The organism is Microvirga zambiensis WSM3693 (assembly GCF_016735695.1).
GTDB classification, from domain to species: Bacteria; Pseudomonadota; Alphaproteobacteria; order Rhizobiales; family Beijerinckiaceae; genus Microvirga; species Microvirga zambiensis.
Genome location: NZ_JAERQD010000004.1, coordinates 74,744 through 99,421, shown reverse-complemented (window position 1 = coordinate 99,421; position 24,678 = coordinate 74,744). Strand labels below are relative to the sequence as shown.

Annotated in this window: 26 protein-coding genes; 10 read left to right on the top strand and 16 right to left on the bottom strand. The window is 63.7% G+C overall.

Going from position 1 to position 24,678, the window contains the following annotated elements:
• Window positions 1-16 precede the first annotated feature (16 nt).
• Complete coding sequence (locus JKL46_RS05145) at window positions 17-616, bottom strand: superoxide dismutase (protein ID WP_201830447.1); 600 nt, start codon at window positions 614-616, stop codon at window positions 17-19.
• A 171-nt stretch (window positions 617-787) separates the two neighbouring features.
• Between JKL46_RS05145 and JKL46_RS05140 the strand changes: the two genes are divergently transcribed.
• Window positions 788-1,744: an MFS transporter gene (locus JKL46_RS05140; protein WP_201830446.1), complete on the top strand. Its 957-nt coding sequence runs from the start codon at window positions 788-790 to the stop codon at window positions 1,742-1,744.
• On the opposite strand, the gene JKL46_RS05135 is transcribed toward JKL46_RS05140, so the two are convergent.
• The 3 genes from JKL46_RS05135 to JKL46_RS05125 all read right to left on the bottom strand — a co-directional run bounded on the left by JKL46_RS05135 (window position 1,737) and on the right by JKL46_RS05125 (window position 6,888).
• Window positions 1,737-2,291: a hydrolase gene (locus JKL46_RS05135; protein WP_201830445.1), complete on the bottom strand. Its 555-nt coding sequence runs from the start codon at window positions 2,289-2,291 to the stop codon at window positions 1,737-1,739. The two genes, JKL46_RS05140 and JKL46_RS05135, sit on opposite strands and share 8 nt — an antisense overlap.
• Before the next feature lie 8 nt (window positions 2,292-2,299).
• On the bottom strand, window positions 2,300-4,705 hold the full coding sequence (locus JKL46_RS05130) for a PAS domain-containing protein (RefSeq protein ID WP_201830443.1): 2,406 nt from the start codon (window positions 4,703-4,705) through the stop codon (window positions 2,300-2,302).
• 71 nt (window positions 4,706-4,776) lie between these two features.
• Window positions 4,777-6,888 carry a S9 family peptidase gene (locus JKL46_RS05125; protein WP_201830436.1) on the bottom strand — a complete coding sequence of 704 codons (2,112 nt, stop codon included), beginning with the start codon at window positions 6,886-6,888 and terminating at the stop codon, window positions 4,777-4,779.
• A gap of 422 nt (window positions 6,889-7,310) precedes the next feature.
• On the opposite strand from JKL46_RS05125, the gene JKL46_RS05120 reads away from it, so the two are divergent.
• Window positions 7,311-7,745, top strand: coding sequence for a Ros/MucR family transcriptional regulator (locus JKL46_RS05120; RefSeq protein ID WP_201830434.1), 435 nt, complete (start codon window positions 7,311-7,313; stop codon window positions 7,743-7,745).
• Between the two features lie 63 nt (window positions 7,746-7,808).
• Here JKL46_RS05120 and ftrA read toward each other — a convergent pair whose 3' ends face one another.
• A complete protein-coding gene (ftrA, locus tag JKL46_RS05115; protein WP_201830432.1) occupies window positions 7,809-8,789 on the bottom strand; it encodes a transcriptional regulator FtrA in 981 nt (326 codons plus the stop codon).
• Between the two features lie 87 nt (window positions 8,790-8,876).
• Between ftrA and JKL46_RS05110 the strand changes: the two genes are divergently transcribed.
• Both JKL46_RS05110 and JKL46_RS05105 read left to right on the top strand, forming a co-directional pair.
• The gene (locus tag JKL46_RS05110; protein WP_201830424.1) at window positions 8,877-9,311 is read left to right on the top strand and encodes a rhodanese-like domain-containing protein; all 435 of its coding nucleotides are present in this window, start codon (window positions 8,877-8,879) and stop codon (window positions 9,309-9,311) included.
• A 329-nt stretch (window positions 9,312-9,640) separates the two neighbouring features.
• On the top strand, window positions 9,641-10,459 hold the full coding sequence (locus JKL46_RS05105; protein ID WP_201830423.1) for a DUF6456 domain-containing protein: 819 nt from the start codon (window positions 9,641-9,643) through the stop codon (window positions 10,457-10,459).
• On the opposite strand, the gene JKL46_RS05100 is transcribed toward JKL46_RS05105, so the two are convergent.
• Together JKL46_RS05100 and JKL46_RS05095 are read right to left on the bottom strand one after the other, a co-directional pair.
• Complete coding sequence (locus tag JKL46_RS05100; protein ID WP_201830422.1) at window positions 10,456-10,884, bottom strand: SufE family protein; 429 nt, start codon at window positions 10,882-10,884, stop codon at window positions 10,456-10,458. The genes JKL46_RS05105 and JKL46_RS05100 overlap by 4 nt on opposite strands.
• 68 nt (window positions 10,885-10,952) lie before the next feature.
• Entirely contained in the window at window positions 10,953-11,297 is a 345-nt protein-coding gene (locus tag JKL46_RS05095) for a hypothetical protein (protein WP_201830421.1), read from the bottom strand.
• 331 nt (window positions 11,298-11,628) lie between these two features.
• Between JKL46_RS05095 and JKL46_RS05090 the strand changes: the two genes are divergently transcribed.
• Complete coding sequence (locus JKL46_RS05090; RefSeq protein ID WP_201830420.1) at window positions 11,629-12,471, top strand: peptidoglycan-binding domain-containing protein; 843 nt, start codon at window positions 11,629-11,631, stop codon at window positions 12,469-12,471.
• Window positions 12,471-12,818, top strand: a complete 348-nt coding sequence (locus JKL46_RS05085; protein WP_201830419.1) for a DUF1491 family protein — start codon at window positions 12,471-12,473, stop codon at window positions 12,816-12,818. The genes JKL46_RS05090 and JKL46_RS05085 overlap by 1 nt, the downstream gene beginning before the upstream one ends.
• Before the next feature lie 31 nt (window positions 12,819-12,849).
• Here JKL46_RS05085 and JKL46_RS05080 read toward each other — a convergent pair whose 3' ends face one another.
• Genes JKL46_RS05080 through JKL46_RS05070 form a run of 3 tightly spaced genes read right to left on the bottom strand, consistent with a single transcriptional unit; the run spans window position 12,850 to window position 15,771 of the window.
• Window positions 12,850-13,896, bottom strand: a complete 1,047-nt coding sequence (locus JKL46_RS05080) for an aldo/keto reductase (protein ID WP_201830418.1) — start codon at window positions 13,894-13,896, stop codon at window positions 12,850-12,852.
• 3 nt (window positions 13,897-13,899) lie between these two features.
• Window positions 13,900-15,126 (bottom strand): multidrug effflux MFS transporter, encoded by a 1,227-nt coding sequence (locus JKL46_RS05075; RefSeq protein ID WP_246529158.1) that lies wholly within the window; start codon window positions 15,124-15,126, stop codon window positions 13,900-13,902.
• A gap of 45 nt (window positions 15,127-15,171) precedes the next feature.
• A complete protein-coding gene (locus JKL46_RS05070; protein ID WP_201830416.1) occupies window positions 15,172-15,771 on the bottom strand; it encodes a TetR/AcrR family transcriptional regulator in 600 nt (199 codons plus the stop codon).
• A gap of 282 nt (window positions 15,772-16,053) precedes the next feature.
• Between JKL46_RS05070 and JKL46_RS05065 the strand changes: the two genes are divergently transcribed.
• A complete protein-coding gene (locus JKL46_RS05065) occupies window positions 16,054-17,442 on the top strand; it encodes a M10 family metallopeptidase (RefSeq protein WP_201830414.1) in 1,389 nt (462 codons plus the stop codon).
• 21 nt (window positions 17,443-17,463) lie between these two features.
• Window positions 17,464-17,685: a hypothetical protein gene (locus JKL46_RS05060; protein WP_201830413.1), complete on the top strand. Its 222-nt coding sequence runs from the start codon at window positions 17,464-17,466 to the stop codon at window positions 17,683-17,685.
• A 99-nt stretch (window positions 17,686-17,784) separates the two neighbouring features.
• Here the strand turns inward: JKL46_RS05060 and JKL46_RS05055 are convergent, their stop codons facing one another.
• Both JKL46_RS05055 and JKL46_RS05050 read right to left on the bottom strand, forming a co-directional pair.
• Window positions 17,785-18,372: a carboxymuconolactone decarboxylase family protein gene (locus tag JKL46_RS05055; RefSeq protein WP_201830412.1), complete on the bottom strand. Its 588-nt coding sequence runs from the start codon at window positions 18,370-18,372 to the stop codon at window positions 17,785-17,787.
• Between the two features lie 67 nt (window positions 18,373-18,439).
• Complete coding sequence (locus JKL46_RS05050; RefSeq protein WP_201830411.1) at window positions 18,440-19,459, bottom strand: hypothetical protein; 1,020 nt, start codon at window positions 19,457-19,459, stop codon at window positions 18,440-18,442.
• 251 nt (window positions 19,460-19,710) lie between these two features.
• On the opposite strand from JKL46_RS05050, the gene JKL46_RS05045 reads away from it, so the two are divergent.
• The gene (locus tag JKL46_RS05045) at window positions 19,711-19,914 is read left to right on the top strand and encodes a hypothetical protein (protein ID WP_201830410.1); all 204 of its coding nucleotides are present in this window, start codon (window positions 19,711-19,713) and stop codon (window positions 19,912-19,914) included.
• 33 nt (window positions 19,915-19,947) lie between these two features.
• Here the strand turns inward: JKL46_RS05045 and JKL46_RS05040 are convergent, their stop codons facing one another.
• The 4 genes from JKL46_RS05040 to JKL46_RS05025 are packed head-to-tail and all read right to left on the bottom strand — an operon-like array spanning window position 19,948 to window position 23,865.
• Window positions 19,948-20,445 (bottom strand): GNAT family N-acetyltransferase, encoded by a 498-nt coding sequence (locus JKL46_RS05040; protein ID WP_201830409.1) that lies wholly within the window; start codon window positions 20,443-20,445, stop codon window positions 19,948-19,950.
• 4 nt (window positions 20,446-20,449) lie between these two features.
• Window positions 20,450-21,013, bottom strand: coding sequence for a DUF1254 domain-containing protein (locus JKL46_RS05035; RefSeq protein WP_201830408.1), 564 nt, complete (start codon window positions 21,011-21,013; stop codon window positions 20,450-20,452).
• On the bottom strand, window positions 21,010-21,660 hold the full coding sequence (locus JKL46_RS05030; protein WP_201830407.1) for a DUF1214 domain-containing protein: 651 nt from the start codon (window positions 21,658-21,660) through the stop codon (window positions 21,010-21,012). The genes JKL46_RS05035 and JKL46_RS05030 overlap by 4 nt, the downstream gene beginning before the upstream one ends.
• Before the next feature lie 21 nt (window positions 21,661-21,681).
• Window positions 21,682-23,865 (bottom strand): transglycosylase domain-containing protein, encoded by a 2,184-nt coding sequence (locus tag JKL46_RS05025; RefSeq protein ID WP_210381270.1) that lies wholly within the window; start codon window positions 23,863-23,865, stop codon window positions 21,682-21,684.
• A 239-nt stretch (window positions 23,866-24,104) separates the two neighbouring features.
• On the opposite strand from JKL46_RS05025, the gene JKL46_RS05020 reads away from it, so the two are divergent.
• On the top strand, window positions 24,105-24,599 hold the full coding sequence (locus tag JKL46_RS05020) for a YcgN family cysteine cluster protein (RefSeq protein ID WP_201830403.1): 495 nt from the start codon (window positions 24,105-24,107) through the stop codon (window positions 24,597-24,599).
• Window positions 24,600-24,678 lie beyond the last annotated feature (79 nt).

Genomic DNA, 24,678 nt, shown 5'->3' with positions numbered 1-24,678 from the left:
GTATGACCGTTTCGACTTACTTCGTCGCGTTCTCGTACATCTCTTCCACATGTTCCCAGTTCACGAGATTGTCGAGGAAGGCCTTGAGATAGTCGGGACGGCGGTTGCGGTAGTCGATGTAGTAGGAATGCTCCCACACATCGCAGCCGAGGATCGGCTGGGCGCCGTGAACGAGCGGGTTTTCGCCGTTCGGGGTCTTCATGACGGCGATCTTTCCGTCCTTGACCGCAAGCCAGGCCCAGCCCGAGCCGAACTGGCCGATTCCGGCCTGGATGAAGTCTTCCTTCATCTTGTCGACGGAGCCGATATCCTCGACAATCTTCTTCTCGAGCTTGCCGGGAAGGGCGCCGCCGCCATTCGGCTTCATCCACAGCCAGAAGTGGATGTGGTTGTAATGCTGTCCCGCATTGTTGAAGAGGGCCTGGTTCTTGCCGTAGGAGCCTTTCACGACCTCTTCGACGCTCTTGCCCTCGAATTCCGTGCCTTTCAGCAGGTTGTTGCCGGTGTTGACGTAAGCCGCATGGTGCTTGTCGTGGTGAAACTCCAGGGTCTCCTTCGACATGTAGGGCTGCAGGGCATCATAGGCGTAAGGCAGTTCGGGCAGGGTGAACGACATCGGCGTCTCCTTTGATTGAGCGACCTGACCGTTAGTTAAAGCGCAGGGGCCTCAAGAGCAACGGCCAAGGTACGGACTTTTTTCTGCCCAAGCTTCCCAGGCGGTTGTCTTTTGCCTATAGAAGCATAGCTTTGCCTTGATAATCTTCGGTTTGCGTATGATGGAGACGGCATGATCATCGCACTTCTGGCCCTCGCTGTCGCGATGATCCTCGGTGGGCTGCTCACCACGTTTTTCGGATGGGATATCGTTCTGGTCGAGCGTGGCTGGACGATGGTGATTGCCGGCAGCGTCATCGCTGCGAGCGGCGCCATCCTGCTCGGCATCGCGGCGGCGGTGTCGAAGCTGTCGCGCATTCAGACCCTGCTGTCGCAGATCCAGGAGGAATCCGCGCGCGAGGCCGTTGTCGGTGTGTCGCCGTCTCTCGCAGGCCTTTCGCTGGCGGCCGCTTCCGGCGGCGTCATTGCCGCTGCGTCAGTCGCCGATGCGGACGAGGCGGAAGCCAAGGACGAAGCTCATCAGCCCGTTCTTCCGCTCTTTGCCGAAGAGGATCGGAGCGAAGGCGACGAGGGCAAGGTTCAAGCGGCCGAGTGGCCCGAGGCACCGCGGGCGGACGAGCCGGCCCTGCCGTTCCCGCCCCGCACGACACCGCCTCCTGCGACGCCGCGCGATGAGGAGGACGAGACGGACATGAAGGTGCCCGACTTCCTGCTCGCCGGGCGGGATCGCGAGGCCGACGAAGAGCCCCGTGTCGCAGACGGAGCCGACATCTACAACCGCGATGTCGAAGAAGAGCGCGAGCCCGAAGTGCGGGAATTCGACGACCGCGACGATCGGGGCGAGTCGGTTGCGGAATCCGAACCGGAGCCGGACAAGGTTTCCGAGATCGAGCCGGTGCCGGTCCAGCCCGATCTGGAAGAAGAGCCAGAAGAAGAGATCGCTCGCGATGAGGGGGAAACCGCGACGGTCGTCGGCACCTATAATTCGGGCGACAACAAATACGTGATGTTCTCTGACGGATCGATCGAGGCGCAGACGCCGAGCGGCGTGTTCCGGTTCAAATCCCTCGAGGAACTGAAGGAGTTCATCGCCGCCGGAGGCGAGGGGAATTCCTCATCCGCTATTTGAAGAGCGGCGCCAGCGCGCGAAAATCCTCCGTCGCTGCTTCACCGAGCCATTCGAAGGCAACCATTTCCGTCGTCACCCAGTGGCAGCCGGCATGCAACAACCGCGCGCAGGCTGCATCGACGCTGTGAGGCGAGCGGCTCGACACCGCATCCGCCACGACGAAGACGTCGAACCCCATGCGCTTGAATTCAATCGCGCTCTGTAGCACGCAGATATGAGCCTCCGTGCCGCAAACGACGAGCTGATCGAGACCGGCGCCCCGCAACGTGGCGGCGCGCTCCGCGATGCCTGCGTCGCGGGCTGAGGAGAACGTGGTCTTCGCGAGTGTAACCGCCTCCGGCGGCAGCGCCTCACGCACCGGCTGGACCGTATGGCCCAGCCCCTTCGGATATTGCTCGGTCACCGTCACGGGAATATCGAGTCGAGCGGCCGCAGCGAGCAGGATTTTCGTGTTGCGAACGACGCTCTCGCCGTCATGGATCGCCGGCATCAGCCGCTCCTGCAGATCGACCACGAGAAGGTGTGAGCGTTTCGCGTCGAGAAGCATGGCGGTCTCTACGGGTTCGGGTTGAAGAGCGGCGGCTCGTTCGGGATCGGCAGCGTCATGGAGAAGCGCAAGCCGTCCTCCGGAAACTCCATCGACACCTCTGCCTGCAATTGCGTTGCGAGCACCCGCTGCAGCAGACGCGAGCCGAAGCCCTGACGTGTGGGCGCGCTCACGCGCGGTCCGCCCCGTTCGACCCAGGTGAAGTGCAGCATCGGCCGCTCATTTTGCGCGATCGTCCATCGGACATCGACCTGTCCGCCGAAAGTGGAGAGAGCGCCGTGCTTTGCTGCATTCGTCGTCAGCTCGTGGATCGCCATTCCGATGGGCACCGCCGCTTCCGATGGCAGTTCCACATGCGGCCCGTCGATAGAAATGCGGTTACGCGCCTCGTCTTCATAAGGGCCGAGTTCGGTCTGGATGAGTTCCTCCAGTGCCGCCTTCTGCCAAAGATCCTCGGTGAGCAGATTGTGAGTCCGCGCGAGCGATACGATGCGGCCGACGAAGCCCTGATAGAATTCGTCGATGCTGGAGGCCGTGCGCGCCGTCGAGCCGACGATGGCCTGGACGGTGGCCAGCGTGTTCTTGACCCGGTGATGCAGCTCGCGGATCAGCAGCTGCTGACGTTCTTCGAACTGCTTGCTCTCGGTGATGTCCTGGATGATGCCGCTGGAAATGATCGTTCCGTTTTCCAGCATGGATCGCTGCCCGTGCGAAGAAACCCAGACCGCTGCATCATCGTTGAAACGCCGCATCCGATACTGGACGTTGTAGGGAAACCCAGTTTCCAGCGCGATCTTTCTGGCTTCCATCCCGCGGGGCAGGTCGGCCGGGTGGGTCCGCTGCCGAATTTCCTCCGGCGTGATCCGGGTTCCGCAGGGTACTCCGATGATTCCGGCTGCCTGGTCTGACAATTGAATGAGGTTCGTTGCCGAATCCCAACTCCAATTGCCCATTTTTGCAGCCTGCAATGCCAGGCGAAGCTGCTCGTCGCTCTTGCGCAGAGCGTCTTCCGTCAGCTTGAGATCGTGGATGTCGACGCTGGTCCCGACCCAGCCCTTGAACTCCCCGCCGGCGGAATGGATCGGCGCGCCCTGGATCAGATGCCAGCGATAAGCGCCCTCATGCGACCGGTAGCGAGCTTCAGTCGTATAAGCCGTATGCTGCGTGACGACCGGAACCAGTTCCTCGTTCATCCTGACCATGTCGTCGGGATGGATGGCGCTCATCCAACTATGACCCAATGCCTCCTCGCGCGACAGGCCCGAATAGCTGACCCAGCGCTCGTTCGCATAGACAAGCTCGGTGCGCGGGTTGAGAATCCACACGAGTGCCGGAAGCGATTCCGCGATCAGGCGGAAGCGCGCATCGGTCTCGCGCAGGTCGGCTTCGGCGCGAGCCTTCTCCACCGCAGTCCATGTGCGCTCGGCCACGTCCTCGGCGAGCGAGAGATCGTCCACGGACCAGGCACGCGAATCCGCCGAGTGCATGTAGAGGATGGCCGTGAGTTTCTGGTCCTTGAGCAGCGGGACGGCAAGGGCCGAGCGCGCATTGATGGTGCTGTATGCGGCCTGAACGGCGGGGTTCTCCGCGCGCGGGTCGTTCCTGATATCCTCGACGAAGATCGGGCGCCCCTGCTTCAGTTCGGCCATCATCGTCGGCAGGAAGTCGTAGAGCCTGTAGGCCCGGCCCTCGTTGCCGATGACGCCCTTGGACCATTCCCGCTCGACGAGGATCATGCCGCGCGCTTCGTCGACCTCGCCATAGCCGGCGCAATCGACATTCAGGAAGCGCCCGAGGCTCTGTGCGGTTGCTTCCATGATCGCATCGGGATCGTCGAGGCTGCGCAGCTGATCGTTCAGGTTGAGCAGAAACCCCTGGCGCTTCTGCGCCTGGTTGATCTCCTCCTTGATGCGCTCCCGTTCGGTGATGTCCTGGAAAACGCCGAAGAGATGGGCGGGCTCGCCATCGTCGTCATAGACGGCGGCGCCTTTCACCTGCACCCGGATGATGCGTCCGTCAGGCTTGATGAAGCGATGCTCGACGTTGAAATGCGTCTTCGTCTTGACGCCGAAGGAGATAGCCTGCCGGATCCGTTCGAGATCTGCGGGATGAAACATTTGCTCGAGCTGATCGTGGCTCAGGATCGAGTCCTGTGTAAGGCCGAGACTGGGCTTGAAGGAGGTAGAACCCGTCATCTCCTCGGTGACGAGATTGCGGTCCCAGGCACTCAGCTTGGCGATCTCGAGCGCCATCGTCAGCTTGCCGTTGGCGATGCGGAGCGCCGTCTCCTTTTCGTGCAGGCGCTGCTCGAGTTCCGCGATGCGCCGGCTGGCGTCGCCTTCGGAAGCTTCGCTGTTCTTTGCCGTCGGAGGGGCGAGCACACCGCTTGTCCCATCCCGGTCTCGATCGCTCACGGCCTCGGGTGCCTCGGTTGCAGATCTTCTCTTACTCGTCGCAGGCCTCTGCAAAGATATAGGGTTTCGGCTCAACTCTGAAACCCCCCGATGCACTTCAGGGCGAAGGTATAGGCGAGGGCCACCTCTTCGAGACGGTCGAAGCGGCCTGCCGCGCCGGCGTGACCCGCTTCCATGTTGAGCTTGAACAGGATCGGTCCGCCGCCGGTCATAGTGGCCCTGAGTCGGGCGACCCACTTGGCCGGCTCCCAATAGGTGACGCGCGGATCGGTAAGGCCCGCGAGCGACAGGATGGCCGGATAGCTCTGCGGCTTCACGTTGTCGTAGGGCGAGTAGGACAGGATGCTGCGGAAGGCCGCTTCGTCCGCTGCCGGATTGCCCCATTCAGGCCATTCCGGAGGGGTCAGCGGCAACTCGCTGTCGAGCATGGTGTTGAGCACGTCGACGAAGGGCACCTCGGCGATGATTCCGGCGAACAGGTCGGGAGCCAGATTGGCGACCGCGCCCATAAGCATGCCGCCGGCGCTGCCGCCATGAGCAACGATGCCTCCGCGCGATGTGTAGTTTGCCGCGACCAGGGCTTCGCCGCAGGCGATGAAATCCGTGAACGTGTTCGGCTTCTTCTCGCGCTTGCCGTCAGTGTACCAGCGCCATCCCTTTTCGGTGCCGCCGCGGATATGTGCAATGGCGTAGACGAAGCCGCGATCGACGAGGGAGAGGATGCCGGTCCGAAAGCTCGCCGGCATGGACATGCCATAGGAGCCGTAGCCGTAGAGCAGGCACGGAGCGGAACCGTCGAGAGCGATGTCACGCCGCTGAACGAGAGAGATCGGAACCTGCTCCCCATCAGCCGCGGTTGCGAAGAGGCGGCGGGTCACGTAGTCGGCCGGGTTGTGGCCGCTCGGCACCTCCTGCCGCTTGCGCAGAACGCGCTCGCCGGTGCGCAGATCGTAATCCATCACTTCGCTCGGCGTCGTCATCGACGAATAGTGATAGCGGATGACATCGGTATCGAATTCGTAGCCGGCGGAAAATCCGAGAGAATAGGCCTCTTCGTCGAAGGCGACGGTTTCCTCGCGGCCTGTCGCGAAGTCGCGCAGAACGATGCGCGGATTGGCGTTCTCACGTTCGAGGCGCACGAGATAGCGGGCAAGCGCCACCATGGACAGGATCATCGTGCCCGGCTTGTAGGGCACGAGATCGCGCCATTGCGCGCGGCCTGGCGTTGCCACCGGCGCGGTGACGATCTTGAAATCCTCCGAGCCATCGGCATTGGTCAGGATGATCAGGCTGTCGCCGTGATGATCCACATCGTATTTGAGCTGCGGCGTACGCGGTTCGATGAGCCGTGGCGAGGCGGATGAATCGGCGCGGTCGAGCAGCCAGATTTCGGACGTCTCATGATCGCTCGCCTCGATGAGCACGAAGGCGTCGGATTGCGTGGTGCCGAGCTTCACGAAGAAGCCGGGATCCTGCTCCTCGTAGATGACCTGGTCTTGATCCGTGCTTGATCCGAGGAGATGGCGCTTGACACGTACCGGACGATGATTCTCGTCGAGCTCGACATAGTAGAAGCCGGAGGAATCGTTGAGCCAGACCGCGCCGCCGGATGTCTGCTGAATGTCGTCCTGCAGATCGGCGCCGCTCTCGAGGTCTCGCACTCGGATCGTGAAATATTCCGAGCCCTTGATGTCCGCGCCCCAGGCCATCAGGCGGTGATCCGGCGAATGGTCCGCGCCGCCGAGATCGAAGAAGGGATGGCCTTCCGCTTCCCTGTCGCCATCGAGCATGATCGTCTCGGTCCCGCCATCGCGCGGCTGACGGCAGACGAGCGGATGCTGCCCGCCCTCGCGGTAGCGTGTGAAATAGGCGAACGGCCCATCGGGCTCGGGAACGGTGGAATCATCCTCCTTGATGCGCCCGCGCATTTCGGCGACGAGGTGGGCCTGGAACTCTTCCGTTCCGGAGAAGGCCGCCTTCGCGTAGGCATTCTCCTGCTCGAGGCAGGCCCGGATCTCCGGATCGAGAACCGTCGGATCCTTGAGAACCTCCTTCCAGTTCTCCGCCTTCAGCCACGCGTAATCATCCTGGATCCTGACGCCATGAACATCGAAGGCATGGGGTTTGGCGGGAATCGTGGGGACAGCAGGCAGCGGATGAAACGGCGGGCGCTCAAGATTCATGAAAGGGTCCGGTTGGATCGTCGGGAGGAGCGATTATGCACAGTTAACTCGGATTTCCCATCATGGGTCCGTCGGTAGTGATCGATCGCCCGAGGTCGAGGACAGGTGCCTTTCTAGTTACTTCTTTGGATCTCAATAATGAAATTCACGTGATGAAAGCCTTAACCTGTCCCCTGAGCCATTAACTTTTCACCGTAGGTTTATTGCATAGTGGAAGTTGATGCGAAGTTTTCCAAAGTTTTCCTTTTGAACATCTTGCAATGGGGCACGATTTGACATACTTGGACAAATGAGCACGATTTCTGTGCAACTACGGTGCGGTTCAAGGATGAGGCAAGCATTGCTTCAGACAAGAATGCTCAGATTTAGGTTGAAAAGCTTTTTTGAGCGATTCTAAAGAACCTGAAAGGAAGAAAATCAAAATGAGCGACAATATCGCTGCATCGAACTACATTGAGTTGGCTGCCGACATCGTGTCGGCCTATGTCAGCAATAATTCCGTTCCTACGGGCGACCTTCCGACCCTGATCAACGAAGTTCATTCGGCTCTTCTGCGTGTCGGGGGCGGCACCGTGGAGATCCCTGTGGAAGCGCCGAAGCCGGCGATTCCCGTGAAGAAGTCGGTGACACCGGACTACATCGTCTGTCTCGAGGACGGCAAGAAGTTCAAGTCGCTGAAGCGCCACCTGCGCACGCAGTACAACATGACGCCCGAGCAGTATCGCGAGAAGTGGGGCCTGCCCGTCGATTACCCGATGGTGGCTCCGAATTACGCCAAGGCTCGCTCCGAGCTCGCCAAGGAGATGGGTCTCGGCCAGCAGCGCCGGAAGCGCCGCTCCTCGCGCAGCAGCAGCTAAGCGTCGTCCGTACGACGAGATCAGCCGCCCCCTGGGGGCGGCTTTTTGCTTTTTTGAGCCTGTTTACCGACTGGAAGCGGGCCTCGCATCCTGCGAGAACCGGCTCCGATAGGCTGCGGGGCTCGTGCCGAGCCGGGCCCGGAAATGATGGCGCAGGGTCGCGGACGAGCCGAAGCCGGTGGCGCCGGCGATGCTCTCGATGGAATGGTGCGTCGTTTCCAGCAATTCGCGGGCGCGGATCAGACGCTCCGCGAGAATCCATTCGCCCGGCGGAAGCCCCGTCGCGGCCTTGAACCGGCGCAGGAAGGTTCGAACGCTCATGCCCGCCTCACGGGCGAGTTCCGCGATCGGCTGTTCCTGGGCGAGCCGCTCGCGCATCCGGTCGAAGAGCGGGGCGAACCTCACGGCTTCGTGAGCGGGCGGCACGGGCCTCTCGATGAACTGCGCCTGGCCACCCTCGCGATGCGGCGGCACGACGAGGCGGCGCGCGAGCCGGTTGGCGATCTCGGGCCCGAAATCGGCGCGAACCACATGCAGGCAGAGGTCGATTCCCGCGGCACTGCCCGCCGAGGTCAGGACGCGGCCCTCATCCACATAGAGCACATCCGGCTCGACCCGGATATCGGGATAGGCACCTGCCAGCCGGTCGACATAATGCCAGTGAGTCGTCGCCCGCCGGCCCGACAGGAGCCCCGTCGCGGCGAGCGCGAAGACGCCGGAGCAGATCGACATCAGCCGCGCCCCGCGGGCATGCGCCTTTCTGAGGGCCTCGATGAGCGCCGCCGGAACGGGTTCGCTGCCGGCCCCGCGCCAGCCGGGAATCACGATCGTGTCCGCCTGCTCCAGCAGTTCGAGGCCGCCATCCGCGACGACCTGGAAGCCGCCAATGGCGCGCAGGGGCCCCGGCTCGATGGCGCAGACGGCAAAGCGATACCAATCCGGCCCCATCTCGGGGCGAGGCAGGCCGAAGATCTCGACCGCGATGCCGAATTCGAAAGTGCTCAGGCGGTCATAGGCGAGGGCGACGACGAGACGGTTTGGCATGATGTTTACGAACGTTGGCAGGAGCGCCACTTTTCACCATGGCGCTTTTTCAGAAGGCTGGCGAGGTTTTTGCAAGAGGAGTTTCCCATGCCCGCCAGTTCCGTCGCCGCCATTCTTGCCGCTCCCTCGGAAACCGCAGCCGCTCATTTCGCCGCCCGTCTCTCCTTCGAGACCGATTGCGCCGATGTGCATGACGCGCTTTCCAACGGTCCCGTCGATTTCGTCCTCGTCGATGCGCGCGGCCCTAACGCTTATGCGAGAAGCCATGTGCCGGGTGCGCTCAACATTCCGCATCGGGAGATGACGGCGGACCGCATGGCCGCCTGGCCCAAGGATAGGCTGTTCGTGGTCTATTGCGCAGGCCCGCATTGCAACGGAGCCGACCACGCGGCCTTGAGGCTCGCCACGCTCGGACGTCCGGTCAAGCTCATGCTCGGGGGCATGACAGGATGGGCGGACGAAGGCTTTCTGTTCGCCTCCGGATCGGAGCCCGGATCCCTTAAGATCGCCTCCGTCGCGTGAGTCGAACGCAAGTCCCTCGTCGTCAAAAGCGAGGGGCCATTGCGGCCTTTGTGCGGAGCGGCAGGCGCCGCTCCGACTTATCCTCGCTCTTATCGACAGATTTGAATCCGCGTTGACAACTAGGAATATGGCCCCACTATCGAGGGTGGAAGGGGTACCCCTTCTTGTTTTAGTTGTAGGAACAAAACATGAACATTAGGGACGGCAAGGCGGGCCGTAAAAGTATTGCCGCAGATCATATTTCATCCGCGAAACAGGGGCTTTCGAAGAGACGCGCGAAACAGGGGAGGGTGAGCGAGCCAGGGTCCGGACGGCTCGCCGGCGAATCCATGACGAAGGACGCCGACCGGCTTCTCACGACGTTGGGACAGGCGGAAACCTCGGCCTTCCTCGATCCGACCGATCCCGAAAGCGTGCTTATCCACAGACGCCGGTCCGGCATTTCGGTGGGAGCAGGGCGCTTCGCCCTTGCCGCTGCGGAGGCGCTCGTCAGCCGGGATCTCGCATGCTGGAGCGGCGCATCTGGCCGAAGGAAGCTGCAGCTGACCGGCGCAGGGGATGCCTACCTGCGCCGGGCGCTTTCGCCCAACGAGGACTTGGCGTTCTTCCACCAGCACCGCGCAACCGACACGACCACGATCGCGACCGACCTCGGCCCGGCCCGGGTGCGCGTCGACGCAGAGGAAAGCCCCCTCGACTGGCTGCGCCGCCGCAAGGACCGCAAGGGCGAGCCCATGATCGACGAGGCCTCCTATCAGGCCGGGGAGCGCCTGAGGACGGACATCATGCTGGCAGGCCTCCTGCCGGGCGTGACTGCCCGCTGGGACGGGATGCCCGGCGGCGGCCCGGCCTCGCCGGGAGAGGCGACGGATCGCATGGTCGCTGCTCGCCAGCGGCTGCGCCATGCCTACGATGCCCTCGGCGGCGACTTCAGCGACCTGCTGCTCGATCTGTGCGGCTTCCTGAAGGGGCTGGAGCAGATCGAACGCGAGCGGCAATGGCCGCCGCGTTCGGCCAAGGTGGTGGTGCGCCTCGCGCTGGCGCGGCTCGCGGAGCATTACGGCATCGAGCCCGCCGCCCACGGTCCCGCGGCCTCGCGCGGAATCCGAGTCTGGCAGGCGGTGGTGATCGAGGGTGGGAAAAGTTAGGACGCTGCCAGCGCCATCTGCGCATCGCGGCGGATGCGCTCGACCATGGACCTGACGCCGTTGGAGCGCTGCGGCGTCAGATGCTCGGACAGGCCGAGTTCCTTGAACAGGCCGAGAGCATCCGTGGACAAAGCCTCCGCTGCGGTCTTGCCGTTGTAGAGGGAAATCAGGAGGGCCACGAGGCCCCGCACGATATGGGCATCGCTGTCGCCGCGAAGATGCAGCACGGGCTCGCCGTTCTCGGATTCGAGATCGGTGAGCAGCCAGACCTGGCTGGCGCAGCCCTGGACTTTGTTGACGTCGCTATAGGCCTCTTGCGGCAACGTTTCCTTCATCCGGCCGAGTTCGATGAGATAGCGATAGCGCTCCTCCCACTCGTCGAGCAGTTCGAAATTGGACACGATTTCGTCGATCGTCGGCAGCATGGGAAACCTATATGACCTGCCGATCATATAGCCATCGCCCGGCCGTTTGGCGACCAGCGGGGCGGAATTTACGTGCGCGGCTTGGACGCAGCGGAGGCGCGGTCTTCCGGCAGCAGGGTGTCCGAGGCCTTGGCATTGCTGGCAACGGGAAGTCCGGAGCCGGTGAGGATCCTGTCGACCACCGCCTGCTTGGCACTGTCGGGGAGGGCCTTCCACACGGTTTCCAGATGCCCTGGCTCGCCGGCGGCAGGAGCGGGGCGGGATGCGGCCGGTTCGCTCTTCTTCGGCATCATGAACGCCTCGATGGCCGCCAGAGCGTCACCCTGCTGGCGGACCGGTGAGTAGTAGAAAATCGCGCCGACGATGAGAACGAAACGCAGGATCGAGAACATGGGCCTGGATAGAATGAGCAAGGGACGATGCAGCACCATAACGTAGGCGGCCGGCGCCGCGTAGGACGCGGAGAAAGAATCTGGAAACAGGATGAACGAAATCTTTCCGAATGACCTCACATCCAAGTCGTTGCGAAACAACGATAATTCCAGGTGCTCTCCGACGCCCGTCCGCGCCGGTGCCACATCGGCTCGCAGGTGGCATGGCCCGCATCTCGGCAATTAGGTTTCGCTTAAACCCACTCTGTCACGCTTGGCCTGGAAAATGACAGAAAACCGTGATCGTGCCGCCTTGTCTTCCAGACCTCGCGGCCCACAACGACATCATTCTTCGAAGACGGAAACGACTCCCTTGCGTGACGCTCTGTTCGACCAGTCCGATGACGATCTCGACTTGCCGTCCGTCGTGCGGCGGAAGGCGCCAGCGCGGCCGACTCAGCGACGCGCGGCCAAACCGCAGCGCAGGCCCGGCGCCGGGGAGCGGCTGGCATCGTTCCTCGCCGGACATCCGCGCCAGATCCTCGCGGCCCTTTTCCTGGCCGGATGTGGCGGTGCGATCGCCTGGAACGCGCTTGCCCTGCAGATGAGCCGCCATCCGGCGCCGCTCTTCAACACCCGCGAGGTCGTGTTCGCGCCGGAGCCGGTACCGGGGCGAGACGCGGACATCGCGCAGCCTCTGCCGCCCCAGCGCCCCGGCGCGCAGCCGCATGACGATATCGCCTCGCATGAAGCGATGGCGCATCCCGAGACTCCGCCGGCCGGATCCGTCGCCACGCCGAAGCCGCCGGCCCGCAGCCCAATCGGGGACATGATCCGTAACGGCGGTCAGCCGGTCGCTGCCGTGCCTGCCGCGCGGGCCCCGCAGGCAGCGGCGGCACCCGCAGCCCCTCCTGCAGCCCCTCCCGCAGCCCGCACGGCCTCACGGGATCCCATCGCCGACATGATCCGCATGGGCGGTCCCGTGCCGGTGCCCCCGGCCAATGTGGTGGGACGCGATCCGGGCGACATAGTGCTCGCCGGTCAGCGTGCGCTCGCGCGGCTGGGCTACAGCGTCAAGGTCGACGGCATGATGGGGGCGGGCACGCGCCAGGCCATCGAGCGCTTCGAGCAGGATCGGCGCCTTCCCGTGACGGGCGAGCTGAATGCGCGCACGATCCGCGAACTCTCCGCCGCCTCCGGCATCGCGGTTCAGTAGTGTCGCGCCTGCGCTCCGATTTCTGGGTCTCCGCCTATCTGCGCCGATGCTCGATCGAGGGCATCGATGCCGCTCTGCGCAAGCGCGGCGCAGCCGAGGCCGGCGCGATCTTCGTGAAGATCGATCGCCTCGACGGCACGGCAAGCCTCTTCGGCCCCGCGCCGCAGGTCTTTCTCGAGGAGGGCGGCGAGCGCCTGTTCTCGCCGATCCTGGAAGGCGTCATGCCGCTCGATGTGGAGGAGCGCATGACCCGCGAATCGCGCTTCGATCCCGATCTCTGGCTTGTCGAGATCGACGACAGGGCAGGGCGCCACTTCCTCGATCTCGCACCGGAGAATAACGGCTGATCTCTTCCACGAGATCAGCCTGCAAGGCAGCTTATGCGACGGGAACGACAGGCCGGTCGAGCAGATCGAACTTGCCGCCGGCGCTGCGCTGACGGATCCCTTCATCATTGATCATCGTGTAGGGGAAGACCGGCGCCAGGGCGCTCACGGCGTCGAGTTGCGCAATATGCGCGGTGGAGAGCTTGAGTTTCGCGGCGGCGAGGTTACTCGCGAGCTGCGCGGCGGTGCGCGGTCCGATGATCGGCAGGGAGCCCTTCGACGCAACCCAGGCGATGGCGACTTCGCCCGGCGTCACGCCGAGCTCTTCGGCAATGGCCAAAACCGCATCGAGCACGGCGCTGCGCTGTGCCGAATTCTCGGCCTGGAACACCTTGCCGCCGAGGCCCTGCGCACGGCCGGCTTCACCCTGCCGGTATTTGCCCGTGAGCATGCCGCCGCCGAGCGGCGACCACGCAACCACGCCGAGCCCGAGGGCTTGGCCTGCGGGGATGAGCTCCTGTTCCGTGCTGCGCTCGACGAGGCTGTGCTCGACCTGCAGTCCCGCGATTGGGATCGCACCACGCAGTTCCGCGATGGTGGCTGCGCGTGCGACGCGCCAGGCGGGGAAATCGGAAAGGCCTGCGTAGAGAATCTTGCCGGCGCGCGCGAGATCGTCGAACCCGCGCACGATCTCCTCCATCGGCGTGACGCCATCGGAGTAATGCACCCAATAGAGGTCGATGTGATCGGTCTTCAGGCGCTTGAGGCTCGCCTCCACCGACGCCGTCATCGCCTTGCGGCTGTTGCCGGTGACGAGGATGCCGTCTTTCGGATTGGCGCGCTGCGTGAACTTCGTCGCCACGACGAAATCGTCACGCCGGCCGTGCAGCAACTCGCCGAGGATCTCTTCCGACTGGCCGAACTGATAGCTGTCGGCGGTGTCGATGAAATTGCCGCCGGCCTCCGCATAGGCGTCGAAGATGCGGCGGGCTTCGTCGGGCTCCGTGCCGTGCCCCCAGCGCGTGCCGAAATTGCCGGTGCCGAGAACGAGTTCCGAGACGCGAAGACCGGTATGTGTGCCGAAAAGCTTGTAGCGCATGACTTATGCCTTTCCATGATTGTTCTCGGCGCGTTGCCGAAGGAATACGATGAGAGCCAGGATCGAGCCGCCGGTGAGGATGAGGCTTAAGGAAAGAACCGGCGATAAGGGGAGGGTCGTCGTAAGCGCGGTGCCGAGCGCCGCGCAGGCCATCTGCAGGAAGCCGAGAAGCGCAGAAGCGAGACCCGCCTTCTGCCCGAACGGGTGCAGGGTGATGGCGGTGCCGAGCGGATTCACCAGACCCATGCCGAGTAGGAAAATCGCGATTGCGGCAGCAAAGCCGAGAAAGCTCGCGGAGCCGCTCACGGCGAGCAGGACAACACCGCCAAGGACGGTGAGGACGATGCCAAGGATGGCGATGCTGCGTGCCCCCCATTTGTGCGCGAGGCGTGGCGCGAGCAGGCCGCTGCCGAAGACGACGAATACCGTCGTCGCGAAAAACAGGCCAAGTTGCGACGGGGTGAGTCCGAGTTCCACGATCAGGATAGCCGGAGCCGCGGCGAAGAATGCGTAGAGTCCACCGATGACGAGGCTGACGGCAAGTGCCGGAAAGATGAAACGTGCATCGAGGAGAAGGCTGCGATAGGCGTGCATGACGGCACGAAGCGATGCTGCCGAGCGGCGGTTCGCAGGGTGAGTTTCTCCGGTGCCGAATGCGTAATAGAGAACGAGCGCGGCACCAAGCGCTGCGACGACCACGAAGGCCGAGCGCCAGCCGAATTGGGTGTCGAGCGCGCTGCCGAGAAGCGGCGAGAAGCCGGGCGCTGCCGCCATTGCCACCATGGTCAGCGACAGTGCCTTCGCAAGCTGCTCGCCATCGAAGAGATCGCGCGCGATGGCTCGGGACAGAACCGATGCCGCGCAGACGCCGAGCGCCTGAACGATGCGTCCCGCAATCAGTATCGGAAAAGTTTCGGCAAGGGCGCAGATGATGCTGCCGGCGATGAAGACCGCGAGGCCGCCGATGACGAAGTGCCGCCGGCCATAGCGGTCCGAAAGCGGACCGACGAACAATTGTCCGACGGCGAAGGCGACGAAGAAGCTGCTCAGGGTCAGGCCGAGATCGCGCGTCGGCACATCGAGTGCTCTGGCAATCGAGGGAAAGGAGGGAAGGATGATGTTGGTGGAAAGCGCACCGATGGCGGCAAGCCCCGCCAGCAGAAGCAGAAGTCCGCCGGTGAGCTTGCGCTCGGCAGGCTGCGCGATCGGCATGGTGTCGATGATGGACAATGGCTTTCTCCTGGAATGTGGAGGCGCTGAGTGGTGGTGCAGCGCTTAAGAATTCTTGCGCGTAGGCGCGTCCTGCGATCTCGCCGCGAGATCGTCGGCGGCGGTCGAGAGGATTTCGTGCGAGAGGTCGTCGTGTCCGACGGCGCGGGCGAGAACGAGCGCGCCGACCATCGTCGCGAGAGCCGCTACGGACTTGCCGCGCCGCTCCTCGGGCGAGGTGTCGGGCAGCGTGCTGCCGATGAGGGCGAGGTAATCTTCGATGCCGTCCTTGAACGCGGCCCGCAGTTCAGGGCTGTAGCGCGGAGCATCGCCGCTCAGAGCCGCCAGCGTGCAGCCATCGCCCCGCCGGTCGATATGGGCATCGGACAGATAGAATTTCGCCAGGGCCGCCAGCGTCCCCTCTGCCGGCTCAGCAAGGACCTTCGAGAGCTTGTCCTTGTTCGTTGAGAACGCGCGCCGGCTCGCCTCGACCTTCAGATCCTCCTTGGACTTGAACTGACCGTAGAAGCCGCCGCGGGTCAGGCCGGCCTCCTTCATCAGGTCGTCGACCCCGATGCCGTCGAAGCCGCGCTCCCGGAAAAGGCGGCTGGCGACGTCGATGACATGCTCGCGGTTTCTCTGAGCCTGTTCCCGGCTGACGCGCATCTGAACCTCCTGCTCGCTGCGGATGGATATATGTTGATCGACATTTAACCGCAATATAAATGTCGATCAACATTTATAAGATGTGCGTTTTCGCACCTGATGCATCGTTTTGCTGAAGACCGTCGGCTTGGGCGCACCCTCCGGCTAAGCTTCCGGGCAATTAAGACGGAAGTTCTACCCCTTTGGAGTAGTTGCAAGTTCAGACCCCACAGTTGAACCTCTTCGGTTCCGCAGCAATGCGGGTCTCGAATTCTTCAGAATATTTTCCAAATAAGGTGGTTCATGTCGGCAATTACTTCCTACAACATGACCGGAAATGCCTATATCGACGGAGTTCTCGGCAATTTCAAATGGGCCAGTAATAACATTTATTATAGTTTTCCGACGAATGGATCCTATTACGGAACGAACTACGCCAACGCAGAGAACACCACGAATTTCGGTGGATTGAGCGCGCCGCAGCAGACCATGGCCCGCGAGGCCCTGCGAATCTATTCCGCGGTAGCGAACCTCACCTTTACCCAGCTCGACGAGACTATGAGCCAGCACGCGGATCTGCGTTATGGCCAATCCGACAAAACCCCGACCGCCTGGGCCTACGTTCCGACCACCAGGGAAGAGGGCGGCGACGTCTGGTTCAACCGCTCCAACGGCTATTTCGTCGATCCGGTGAAGGGCGGATATGCCTACCAGGTCTTCCTGCACGAGACCGGCCATGCGCTCGGCCTCGACCACCCGCACGAAGGCAACGTCATGCCGATCGATCGGGACTCGCTGGAATACTCGATCATGAGCTACCGCTCGTACAAGGGCGGCTCACCGACCTCCGGTTTCACCAACGAGGCCTGGGGCTACGGCCAGTCGCTGATGATGTACGATATCGCAGCCGTACAGCAGATGTACGGCGCGAACTACGCGACGAACAGCGGCAACACGACCTATAGCTGGAGCCCGACGACCGGCGAGATGTTCATCAACGGGGCCGGCCAGGGGCGGCCCGGCGACAACAGGATCTTCCTGACGGTCTGGGACGGCGGCGGCACCGACACCTATGACTTCTCGAACTATGCGGGCGGCATCAACATCGATCTGCGCCCCGGCGAATGGACCACCACATCGACGAGCCAGCTCGCGCGGCTGAAGTCGGATGGGTCGCAGCTCGCCGTCGGCAACATCGCCAATGCGCTGCTCAATCAAGGCGACATGCGCGCGCTCATCGAGAACGCGATCGGCGGCTCAGGCAACAATACGATGACCGGCAACGACGGCATCAACCTGCTCAAGGGAGGAGCGGGAGCGGACAAGCTCTACGGTCTCGCCGGAAACGACATCCTCGAAGGCGGTCTCGGAGCGGATATTCTCACGGGAGGAACCGGAGCAGACATCTTCGATTTCAACTCGACGAAGGATTCGCTTTCGTCTGCGCGCGACACGATCCAGGACTTCCTGCGCGGCACTGATCATATCGATCTGCGCAACATCGATGCCAACACCAAGTCAAGCGGAAATCAGGCCTTCTCATTCATCGGCTCGAAGTCCTTCGCCGGCCATGCGGGGGAGCTGAATTTCGTCAGCGGTGTCCTATCGGGGGATGTCAACGGCGACAAGACAGCCGATTTCCGCATCAAGATCGCGGTATCGTCGCTTGCGGCGGGGGACTTCTATCTCTGACAGGAACACGAGACAGTCTCGATGAGCGAATGGATCGATTTCGAACGCTGGCCCGACTGCACCCACATGGAGCGGCCGGGCTACGTCTTCGAGGTCAGGAACGGTGACGGGCGGATCATGCTGACACCCTGCACCGTTCCGCTTCAGCTTCCCTTCGACTGGACATCGCCGCCGGTACGGTTCCGGCTCGTCGAGGAACCGAGACCGCGCCACTCGACTCCCGTTCCACGACCGCGGCCTTAGAGCATTTTTCGGCGAGGTGGATCCGGCTCGCCGTCAAAAAATGCGGCGCACCAAAGAAGTGAGATGATTCCACGCAAGTGAAATCATCTCTAGGATTTTTCACGCAAGGGAGCGGCCAACCGTCATCGCCGAGCGGAAGCTTTCGTCGTCATCGATGAAGGCCTGCTCGGTGCCCGCGCCGACCGCGTCGAAGAAGCGGCTGACGAAGCAGCGGAACGCGGCGCAGAGAGCGATGTCGCAGATCTGCCGGTCGGAGAAGCCCGCCGCTCGCACGGCATCGATATCCGCCTGACAAATGCCGGGAGCATCGCGCGCGACCTTCTCGGCATAGGCGAGCATCGCCACATCCTTGTCCGACAGCCCCGCATTGCGGAAATCGCTTTGTACGGCAAGCACCGCTTCCTTCGACCCAAGATCGCCGATGAGTTGCTTGCCGTAGACATGCGAGCAATAGGTGGAGGGGATCTGCTTCGCGGCGATCAGCGTGATCAGGCGCCATTCACGCAAGCCCAGCGAAAACCCTGCGCGGATTCTGTCCGAGAAATCGGTATAGATCGGCAGCAGATCGGGGCGGGCGGTGAAGCATTTGGCGGCCTCCATGACGAAGCCGAGCTGTACCTTCTGCTTCTCGTAGATCTCCGCAACCGGGCCAGCGGCCTCGTCTTCCTCGATGGTCTGCAGGAACATCCGATCCTCCGTCACTCGATCCGACGGGGCAATGTAGCAGAAAGCGCTCTCGCCTGCAGCCTCGCACTCAGGCGAGGTCGTCGCCCGAGAGGGTCTTCGCACCGAGAATGGATTCGACGAGAACAAGGGCGATGGGAGCGGGCACGTCGCGCATCTCCCGCAAAAGCTCCCTCATCGCGGAGAGCGGATAGGAGAGGGCGGGATGCAGGGTAAGGAAGATCCTGATCGCGTCCCGGCGCGTCACGCCAAGGGCGGTCAGGGCGAGCGCGAGAAGGCGATGACGCCCGGTCTCCAGCATCCGCCATTCGGTCGTGGCGGGAAAATCGAACAGCGCTGTCAGCTGGCCTTCCAGCTGACCGGCATCGCTCGAGAGGGCCGTCGCGACGAGGCCGCCGACATCCTGTTCGCTCAGCGTGAACGACCTGTTGAGGCGCCGATGGGCGAGAAGAACGCCGAGGCGCTCGCGGATCAGGCGGCGGCGCTCGGCGTTCGCTGCCAGATAGAGCGAGGCTTCCTCCGCAGCGCCGAGGTCGCTGCGGCCAAGAAGGATTCGGGCGAGGTCAGGGCGATGATGCGCCCTGCGCAGCAGTCTCTCGAAGGCGGGATGAGTCGAAGGAACGGCCGAATTGGCAGCAAGGGCATCCTCGACCGCATCCTCTCCGAGCGCGAGCACGTCCTGCAGGACCTCCGGGTCGAGATCCGGCTGCGATGCAAGGTGCAGCCGTCCCGCGGCGGTCGCGAGCAATCGGCGTGCCGACGTGGATGAAGGTTGGATCGCGTGCCAGGGCATCGCCTTCCGCACGTCGTCCGAATGCCGGGCGATATAGTCGAGGATGGAGGCGGGCGTATCCGGGCAGGGCGCGAGAATCCGAGCGAGCTCGCGACGCGTGAACGCATCTGTTCTCGGCAGGAAGCCGAGGACGAGCGCCTCGAAGGTCTCGATGCTCTCGCGGTCGCGCGCGGGAGCCGCGACGAACATCTCCGCGTTCACCTTCAGAAGCGCGGTTCGGGCATCGGCATTGCCGCCGTCCGAGGATGCGAGATTCGACAGGTCCGACCAGGGATCCGGGTTCGCAGAGGACGCCATACGAAAACTCGCTTCAACGCAACTCGCCAGACGCTAAAGGCCGTTCCTTAGCGTCTCTTTAACGAGTTCGGGCCGAACCGGATTTTGCTGCATTCCGATGTGGAACATAAGCGCGGCAGCAACTGTTGTTTTCATGTCAGGCCGAGGGTTTTTCCGCAGCGTGCCGGCCGACGGAAACGAACTGTTAACCATACCTCTCTTTTTGTGAGTGATGCATCCATGCAGACGGCGGCAAGTAAGAGGAGGGCACGATGCAAGATCTATGGACCAGATCACCGGCGGTGGTGATCGCCTTTCCGGACAGCGCGGAACGGCCGCAGCGTCCGCTTCCATCCGCCGACGAGCCGCGGGGCGAGATCCTTCTCTTCACCGGCGTGCGCTACGAGAGGCCGTCTCCCAATCCCGGTCCTTCCCGTCCCGTCGCCTCGAACGGCCCCGGACGCCGCCGCTCCTGATTTCGGTCGATTGCATTTGACGACGTGGCGCCGTCAGGCGCCGGGGACCTGCTGTACCATCAGCACCGCATCCGGTCCGTAACTCGAGAGCTTCGCCTCCAGGCCGGGCACGGCCACAGCGCGAAACCCAACCTTCTCCCAGAACGCCTGCGACCTGTTGACGGCGACGAGCGACAGATTGTCGAAGCCTGCCTCGCGTGCATGCGCGATCAGCATCGCTGCTGCCTGCGCGGCATATCCCTTTCCTCGCGTGGAGGGCAGCAGCGCGACGTCATGGACGTAATATGTCGTTGCCTCATCGGGCAATTGGCCGAGAGGCCGGTTGAGCGGCGGCGGCTCGCCCAAGCGCCAGGGATGCGTGAGCACGTAGCCGATGGCAGTGCCATCCTCGACCAGCAAGAGGCAGCCATCCGGATAGAGGCGCTGGCGCTCGGCCAGAATCTCGAGATCCTCCGGATGGTCGACATGGATTTCGTCCGCGAGAGCCTGCACCTGCGGCAGATCCTCGGACGTCATCGGACGCCAGGGCATGAATCTACTGGTCCTGTTCGACCGTGCAGGAGACGGCCTTCGCCGCTTCCTCCGCCTGCGGCCGGAGGCTCGGCATGGGAGCAGCCACGCGCACGATCACGAAACCCTGCTGCTCGGGCGAGACGATCCGCACATCGCGCGACGGATCATTCTCGTCCTCCGCCGCACGCGCCTCGTCGAGCTGGCGCGCGGTCATGGCGACGATTTCCAGCTCTCCGCGTACGGCAGCGCGGTCCGTGACGGCGAAGAACACGCCGCCCGATTCCCTATGGAAGGAGAAGGAGAGGGGCAGCGTCCCCGTCCGCGCGGCGATGCGCATGGGGCCGTTGCGCAGATCGAAGGCGCAGGCGGCCACCGCGACGGCGGGATCGGGCCGCGGCAGCCACGTGTTCTCGCCACCCGGAGCGCTGATGATCTGCGCCTTGTCGGAGGTCCGGGTCGGCTGCACCTTGGCGAAGGCATCCTGCTCGGCGAGGTAGGGGCTCGCGAAAATGGCGGCGATATGGACGCCGACCGCGATCACGAGACCGCAGAGGGTGGCGATCAGAAAGCGACCGAAACCTCTCATGAGCCGCATCCCAGCCTTTGGATCGCGGGAAAGTCGCTCTCTTCGAGATTGGCTCCGGCAGCCCCCGGCGGATCGTAGAGGCGTAGCGAGATCATGAATGGGCCGTTGGCCGGCAGCTGCAGCCAGTTGCCGGGCTGCAGGCTGCGGGAGAGTGTCATGGTGAAGCGGTCCTGGGAGTCTCGAAGCACTTCCGCCGAGGTGAAGCTCCGGCGCCCGAGCTCCGTCGCGGGCAGACGGCCTTCGCCGTCATAGAGAGTGACGGTCCACAGGCGGGCGATGGGAGCGGTCGTGCCGAGGCTGTAGGTGCAGGCGGAATTGAGCGGCCGCCCCTCGCTGTCCTGGGCCGCGACGAAGCCGAGTCCCTCGCCGGTGGCGAGCGGGACATCGCTCCGATGAGCCAGGATCGCGCGCATATAGGGGTCGGCCTCCGGCGAACCGAGCTTGGGCCAGGCCTGCCATGGACCGAGGCGAAGGCTGCCGAAGGGCGGATTGCCGTTGATGGCGCGATAGGTCGAGCCCAGGCCCAGCACCAGCGCCAGCAGCAGCGCATAGACCACGAGAATGGCGGTCGGAACGCGGCGGCGGGAGACGGTCGAGGGCGTGGTCATGGGCGCGCGCATCGGAGCGGCCGCAGTGGCGTTCGTCAAGGGGGCCTCGATCTGCATTCGTCAGGGCATCGCGACCTGGCGGCGGCCGTCGACGGCTGCCGAACTGCCCGGCGCTTCGGGCGCCTTGCCCGCGGCGACCGAACGCTCGACGGACTGGAACAGGGTGCCGATGGTACCCAGCACCTCATAGGAGCGGCGCGAGAGGGTGCCGGCAAGATAACCCTGGGCGGGCGCCTGGGCCTGATCCGCGCTCGGGCGGCTTGCGGAGGCCACGCGGTTGGCGTTGGCCGGGCTCGCGCCGGGGATGGGGCGGATCTCCAGGTTCTGGTGCGCGAGGTTCATCACCTCGTGCCAGGTCATCGCCGGAAGCGTGCCGCCGGTCATCTCGTTCATCGGCGTGGAATCGTCGTTGCCGTACCACACGCTGGCGACGAGGTTGCCGGTATAGCCGACGAACCAGGCATCTTTGTAGCCGTTGGTCGTGCCGGTCTTCCCCGCAACCGGGATGCCTTCCAGGGCCGCGCGCTTGCCGGTACCTTCCTCGACGACCTTGTTGAGCATGAAGTTCATGTCCTGGACCACGCGGGTGTCGAGCACCTGCTTGGGCGGGGTGTCCCGGTCATGGCGGTAGATCACATCTCCGGCGGAGTTGCGGACTTCCCAGGCGGCGTAGGGATCGGCCCGCTTGCCGCCATTGGCGAAGACCGCATACGAGGCCGCCATGTCGATCGGGGTGACCTCGGCGGCGCCGATGGGCAGCGAGCTCGAATCTGCGAGCGGATGGGTCAGCCCCATGCGCTTCGCCGTATCGACGATGACGGCGCGGCCGGCTTTGGCGTTGCCCTTGCCGATCTCGACGGACATCTGGACCGGGATGGAGTTGATCGAGCGGGCGAGGGCGGAGACAAGCGGCATCGAGCCGGCGAAGGAGCGGCCATAATTCTGCGGGCACCAGTTGCCCAGACAGATCGGCCGGTCGACCACGATGGAGTTGGGCCGGAGCTTCGGGTTGGTGGTCAGCGCCGCTGCGTAGACGAAGGGCTTGAACGAGGATCCTGGCTGGCGCAGGCCGCCGGTGGCGCGGTTGAACTGGCTCTGGCCGTAATCGCGCCCGCCGACGATGGTGCGAACGGCGCCGTCCACGTCCATGACGACGATGGCGCCCTGGCCTGCCTTATACTGACGCCCATGCTGGCGCAGCATGTTCTCCAGGGTCTCTTCCGTATGGCGCTGAAGGGCGGTGTCGAGGGGCGTCTTGACGATCACCACCCGCTCGTTGCCGAATTTCTTCTCCGCCGCGAGAGCCTTCACCTGCTCGAAGGCCCAGTCGAGATAGAAGTCGGGGGTGGTCTCGCGCTCGCGGCTGACCGGGGTCGCCGGGTTGCGCCGGGCGGTCTGGATCTGGCCCTCGGTGAGGAAGCCTGCCTCGACCATGTTGCGAAGCACCTCGTTTGCCCGCGCGCGGGCCGCCGGCAGGTTCACGTGGGGCGCGTATTTCGTCGGCGCCTTGAACAGGCCGGCCAACATGGCGGATTCCGCCAGGGTGAGGTCCTTGGCCGGCTTGCTGAAATAGTAATCCGCCGCCGCGACCACGCCATGGGCGCCGCCGCCCATATAGGCGCGGTCGAGATAGAGCTTGAGGATCTCGTCCTTGGTCAGGTGGAATTCGAGCCAGACGGCGAGGAAAGCTTCCTTGATCTTGCGCTCGAGGGAGCGCTCGTTGGTCAGGAAGAGGTTCTTGGCCAGCTGCTGGGTGATCGAGGAGCCGCCCTGGACCACGCCTCCGCCCTGCGTATTGACCACAAGAGCGCGGAAGGTGCCGATGGGGTCGATGCCCCAATGGTCGTAGAAACGCCGGTCTTCCGTCGCCAGCGCGGCCTTGATCATGTAATCGGGGAAATCCTCGATCTTGTAGGAATCGTCGAGATGCAGGCCGCGGCGCCCGACCTCCTGGCCGTAGCGGTCGAGGAAGGTGACGGCGAGGTCCTGGGTCTTGAGCCAGTCGTCCTCGGTTTCCCGGAAGGCCGGAAGGGCGAGGGCCAGCATCGCGACCGCGCCGACGGTGCCGAGGGTCGTCGCCTCGCTGGTCAGGTCCAGCAGGCCTCGCACGGGACCGCGGAAGCGCAGGCATTTCAGCTTTTCCGAATACCATCCCCAGGCCCCGGCCAAGCCGCGGCGGCTCTGGAACAGGGTCGAGTTGAGCCATGCGTCGAATCCCAGCGCCGCGCGCTTGATCCGCGTCATAAAGGAAATGGGAGGCTGCTGGCTCACGGCGGTCCTTCGGGGCAGGTCGGGGCCTGACTGCCCTGTTATGATCGTTGAATCCCCTTGCGGCAACGGCTACGCGCGACGAGGTTGATATAATAACTCAGAACCTCCTGTGTAGGTTCACAGAGATTTACCGCTTCGGAGGTATGGCTTGCTCCTATGTGCCGTTTAGCACCTTCCTTCAAACCGCCTCAAAGAGACGTCAAAGCGCCCACATGCCAAATGCCGCACCCGCCATTCGCCCCGAGCCGGAAGAGCAACCTTTCTGGCGCGTGAAGTCCCTCGACGCCATGAGCCTTCCCGAATGGGAGAGCCTGTGCGACGGCTGTGGGCGCTGCTGCCTCGTCAAGCTGGAGGACGAGGATACCGGCGAGGTGATGTATACCGATGTCGGCTGCACTCTCCTCGACGACCAGACGTGCCGCTGCCGCGACTATCCGAACCGTCAGAAGAAGGTGGCCGATTGCGTCCGCCTGACGCCCGATGCGGTGCGCAGCCTGTCCTGGCTGCCCCATACCTGCGCCTATCGTCTCCTAGCAGAGGGGCATGACCTCTACTGGTGGCACCCGCTCGTCTCTGGCGACCCCGAGACCGTTCATGCGGCAGGCATCTCCGTCCGCGACCGGGTCGCCGGGCCGGAGGAGGATTTCACGGTCGCGGAACTCCTGAACCGGATCACCGACTGGCCGATGGAGGATCCCGGCGCCTGAGGCTGCCCCGGGGAGGGGAACTTGCTTTCGCCCCAATCAGCAACCATTCAGCTTGCCTGTGCGACGATCGCAACGAGTG

Excerpts from the sequence above, each read along its gene's own strand:
- JKL46_RS05055 (WP_201830412.1), bottom strand. The coding sequence starts at position 18,372 with ATGTTCCTGCAGACCATCGAGGAAGACGAGGCCGCTGGCCCGGTTGCG.
- JKL46_RS05125 (WP_201830436.1), bottom strand. The coding sequence starts at position 6,888 with ATGAATCTTGAGCGCCCGCCGTTTCATCCGCTGCCTGCTGTCCCCACG.
- JKL46_RS05035 (WP_201830408.1), bottom strand. The coding sequence starts at position 21,013 with ATGAGAGGTTTCGGTCGCTTTCTGATCGCCACCCTCTGCGGTCTCGTG.
- JKL46_RS05060 (WP_201830413.1), top strand. The coding sequence starts at position 17,464 with ATGAGCGAATGGATCGATTTCGAACGCTGGCCCGACTGCACCCACATG.
- JKL46_RS05110 (WP_201830424.1), top strand. The coding sequence starts at position 8,877 with ATGCCCGCCAGTTCCGTCGCCGCCATTCTTGCCGCTCCCTCGGAAACC.
- JKL46_RS05135 (WP_201830445.1), bottom strand. The coding sequence starts at position 2,291 with ATGCTTCTCGACGCGAAACGCTCACACCTTCTCGTGGTCGATCTGCAG.
- JKL46_RS05080 (WP_201830418.1), bottom strand. The coding sequence starts at position 13,896 with ATGCGCTACAAGCTTTTCGGCACACATACCGGTCTTCGCGTCTCGGAA.
- JKL46_RS05065 (WP_201830414.1), top strand. The coding sequence starts at position 16,054 with ATGTCGGCAATTACTTCCTACAACATGACCGGAAATGCCTATATCGAC.
- JKL46_RS05105 (WP_201830423.1), top strand. The coding sequence starts at position 9,641 with ATGACGAAGGACGCCGACCGGCTTCTCACGACGTTGGGACAGGCGGAA.
- JKL46_RS05025 (WP_210381270.1), bottom strand. The coding sequence starts at position 23,865 with ATGACGCGGATCAAGCGCGCGGCGCTGGGATTCGACGCATGGCTCAAC.
- JKL46_RS05020 (WP_201830403.1), top strand. The coding sequence starts at position 24,105 with ATGCCAAATGCCGCACCCGCCATTCGCCCCGAGCCGGAAGAGCAACCT.
- JKL46_RS05120 (WP_201830434.1), top strand. The coding sequence starts at position 7,311 with ATGAGCGACAATATCGCTGCATCGAACTACATTGAGTTGGCTGCCGAC.
- JKL46_RS05100 (WP_201830422.1), bottom strand. The coding sequence starts at position 10,884 with ATGCTGCCGACGATCGACGAAATCGTGTCCAATTTCGAACTGCTCGAC.
- JKL46_RS05040 (WP_201830409.1), bottom strand. The coding sequence starts at position 20,445 with ATGCCCTGGCGTCCGATGACGTCCGAGGATCTGCCGCAGGTGCAGGCT.
- JKL46_RS05070 (WP_201830416.1), bottom strand. The coding sequence starts at position 15,771 with ATGCGCGTCAGCCGGGAACAGGCTCAGAGAAACCGCGAGCATGTCATC.
- JKL46_RS05050 (WP_201830411.1), bottom strand. The coding sequence starts at position 19,459 with ATGGCGTCCTCTGCGAACCCGGATCCCTGGTCGGACCTGTCGAATCTC.
- JKL46_RS05045 (WP_201830410.1), top strand. The coding sequence starts at position 19,711 with ATGCAAGATCTATGGACCAGATCACCGGCGGTGGTGATCGCCTTTCCG.
- JKL46_RS05145 (WP_201830447.1), bottom strand. The coding sequence starts at position 616 with ATGTCGTTCACCCTGCCCGAACTGCCTTACGCCTATGATGCCCTGCAG.
- JKL46_RS05140 (WP_201830446.1), top strand. The coding sequence starts at position 788 with ATGATCATCGCACTTCTGGCCCTCGCTGTCGCGATGATCCTCGGTGGG.
- ftrA (WP_201830432.1), bottom strand. The coding sequence starts at position 8,789 with ATGCCAAACCGTCTCGTCGTCGCCCTCGCCTATGACCGCCTGAGCACT.